This window comes from Frankia sp. CcCS3 (assembly GCF_977927575.1).
The window spans coordinates 7033-10563 of the sequence record NZ_CDWRCL010000146.1 but is presented as its reverse complement, the minus strand read 5'-3'; the positions used below and the strand labels follow the sequence as shown (position 1 = coordinate 10563).

General features: G+C 75.6%; 2 protein-coding genes. One reads left to right on the top strand and one right to left on the bottom strand.

The genetic code is table 11. The features are described from left to right. The coding region (locus AC08OQ_RS13305) for a VWA domain-containing protein (RefSeq protein ID WP_476612086.1) at window positions 1–1908 on the bottom strand (1908 nt) is incomplete at its 3' end. A 584-nt stretch (window positions 1909–2492) separates the two neighbouring features. Here AC08OQ_RS13305 and AC08OQ_RS13300 point away from each other — a divergent pair. Next, on the top strand, window positions 2493–3531 hold a 1039-nt coding region (locus AC08OQ_RS13300), incomplete at its 3' end, for a pentapeptide repeat-containing protein (RefSeq protein ID WP_476612084.1).

Below are 3531 nucleotides of genomic sequence, written 5' to 3'. Positions count from 1 at the left end.
GCGCAGGACCTCACCGGCGAGGCCCAGCCCGGCGGCCAGCGGGGTCCGCCCGCCGGTGGGCAGCGCGCGCAGCCGGGCCGCGCCCACCTCCACGCTCGAGGTCGGCGCGAGCACCACCTCCGCCCCCAACCCCCGGAAAGTGATCACCCCGATCCGGTCGCGGCGCTGGTAGGCGTCGACGAGCAGGGCCAGCACGGCCGTGGTGACCAGGGTCATCCGCGCGCGGGCGGCCATCGACCCGCTGGCATCGACGACGAACAGCACCAGGTTGCCCTCCCGGCCGACGCGCACGGCGCCACGGCGGTCCGCCGGGACCAGCACGAGGCCAGGTCCGCACCGGCCGCGGGAGGCCTGGAACGGGGCGGCGGCGAGCAGGGTCGCCGGCAGATGCAGGCCGGGTGCGTCCGCGGCGGTGGTGACGAGCGCGCCGCGGCTGCCGCGGGCCGGGGACCGACGCCCGGTGGTTCCCGAGGAGGTTCCGAGACCGGCGACGGTGAGCAGCCGCGGCCGAAACGCCGCCGCCGGTGCGCCGGCGAGCCGGGTCGAGGCCGCCGCCGCGGTCGAGGCCGCCATCGCGGTCGAAGACATCGACGGAGACATCGACGGGGACGGGGACAGTCGTGCCGACCACCGGTCCCCGCCATTCCCGCCATTCCCGTCCCCCGCACCGCCGCCGCCGTGGGGACCGCCGTCACCACCGGGCGCGCCCCCCGAACCGCCGCCGTCGGGTGGGTCGTCATCGGGGCGCGCACCGTTCACCGGTACACCGGACTCCCCGACACCGGACTCCCCGACACCGGACTCCCCGACACCGGACTCCCCGACACCGGACTCCCCGGCTTCGCGTTCGCCGGTCTCGCGTTCGGCCCCGACGCGCTCGTCGAGACCGGCCAGGGCCTCGTCGAGGACGGCGTCGAGGGTCTCGTCGTCCATTCCGGGGGCGTCGAACGGCCCGCGGCGGCGGCGATGCGGTAGCGCGAGACGGGCACCGGTACGGATGTCGGCGGCGAGCACCGTGGTCCGCCCCGCCCACGCGGCGAGTGCCATCGCGGTCTTGGCCAGCACCACGTCGGCGCGCATGCCGTCGACGTCGCAGCCGGCGCAGATGGCGGTGACGGCCCGCAGCGCCGCGTCGGTGAGCCGGACCGTGCCGAGCCGGCCGCGGGCGGCGACGACCCGGGCCGCGAGTTCCGCCTCCGCGTCCGCCCAGGTCGCGGCGAACCCGGCCGGGTCGGCTTCGAACGCCAGCCGGCGGCGGACGACCTCCGCGCGCACCGCCGGGTCACGGCTGGCCGCGACGTGCACGGTCAGCCCGAACCGGTCGAGCAGTTGCGGACGCAGCTCGCCCTCCTCCGGGTTCATCGTCCCGACCAGCAGGAACACCGCCGGATGGCGCACCGACACCCCGTCGCGTTCGACGTGGGCGACCCCGAAGGCGGCGGCGTCGAGAAGCAGGTCAACGAGATGGTCCCCCAGCAGGTTGACCTCGTCGACGTAGAGCAGCCCGCGGTGGGCGGCGGCGAGCAGACCCGGGCGCAGGACGCTGACCCCGTCGGCCAACGCCCGGTCCAGATCGAGGGAACCGGTCACCCGGTCTTCGGAGGCGCCCACGGGCAGTTCCACCAGCCGGGCCGGACGGGTCAGTGACGACGGCGACGGCGACGGCGCGGGATGCGGGCCGTCGGGGCAGTCCGGTGACGGCGCGTCCGGCGCGCAGGAGAACCGGCAGTCCTCCACGACCGCCACCGGGGGCAGCAGGGCGGCCAGGCCGCGCACGGCGGTGGACTTGGCGGTGCCCTTCTCCCCACGCACGAGGATTCCGCCCAGCGTGGGAGAGACCGCGTTGAGCAGCAGGGCCAGGCGCAGGTCGTCCATACCGACCACCGCCGACAGCGGGAAGCTCACCACGGTGTCGACGCCGTCGAGGCGAGCGGGTGTCGCCGGTGCACCGTGTGCGGCTGACAGGATCGACACGACCGGCACGACGGACACCGATGCGGTGCGTACGACGGGTGCGGCGCGTACGGCCGGGATGGCCGACGTGGCCGGTCTGGCAGTGGTACGGGCATGCCGGGGTCCTCCCAGGGTCCTCGCCCATGGTCATCACGGCGACGGCCGGAGTATCCTGGCTCCCGGATCAACGCGCACCTTCGGCCTTCCAGCCGCCGCTGCGGCCGTGGCCCGTCGCCCCGCCCGGGCGGCTCGGGGTTCCTCTCCGGACCCCTGGTCGGGCGATCGCCGGGCATGCCCGGCTCCTCGCCGGCGAGCATGCCCGGGAAGGTTCACTTCCCGGTGACAGTGGCGGGACCGCGCTGGACTCGCACCGGCTTCCTCCCCTGCTGTCGCGTCTGTCAGCATGACATATCCGAGGATCGCGGGCGGGGGGACCGCGGGCGAACTGGTATCCCGCCCCCAGGCCAGCCCGAGGCCGGTGGACACGGGGGTGGCGACTTCATCCTCCGCGGTCGCGTCTGTCAGAATGATGTCTCCCGTTGACGTTCAGAAGGGCACACACCTTGCCCGACGATCTCGATCCCGCCGCGGGAATCATCGGGGACGCCCGCGGCCGGCTGCGTGCCGACTGCGGACGCTGTTTCGCGCTGTGCTGCGTGGCACCGGTGTTCTCCGCCTCGGTGGACTTCGCGATTGACAAACCCGCCGGCACGGCCTGCCCCAACCTGAACGCGGGCTTCGGCTGCGCTGTCCACGAGCAGCTGCGGCCGCGGGGGTTCCGCGGCTGCGCCGTGTACGACTGCTTCGGCGCCGGGCAGCAGGTCTGCCAGGTCACCTACGGCGGGCGGGACTGGCGGGCGGCACCGGACAGTGCCCGGCGGATGTTCGATGTCTTCGCGGTCATGCGGGCGCTGCACGAGCTGCTGTGGTACCTGAGCGAGGCGCTGAGCCTGCCTGCCGCCGCCCCGCTGCACGCCGAGCTGCATGACGCCCGCGCCCGCACCACGCTGCTGACCTGCGCCGACGCTGACACGCTGCTCGCCGTGGACGTCCCCGCGCTGCGTCGGGCGGTCCATCTGCTGCTGCTGCAGGCCAGCGACCTGGTCCGCGCCGAGCTGCCGGTCCGCGCCGGGAGCAGGCGTCCCCGGCGGCGCCCCCGCGGCGCCGACCTGCTCGGCGCGAACCTCGCCGGCGCGAACCTCGCCGGGGCGGACCTCGCCGGGGCGGCGCTGCAGGGAACCCTCCTGATTGGCGCGGATCTGCAGGGGGCTGACCTGCTCGGCGCGGACCTGCGCGACACTGACCTGCACGGCGCCCTGTTCGTCGTTCAGGCCCAGCTCGACGCCGCCCGCGGGGACGCCACCACGGCGCTGCCCCCGGCCCTGACCCGCCCCGTGCACTGGCCGCGCCCGGCGGACCCGGCGCGGCCGGACCCCCGGACGCGCCCCGCGGCAGGCTCGGACCCCACGCCCGGGACGGCGCCGATCCCCTCGTCGTTGCCCAGTGCGGCCCGGCCGGCGGTCGGCGAGTTCTTCTCGGTCGCCTCGTTCCCCGCGCCGCCGCTGACCGGCAGACCGG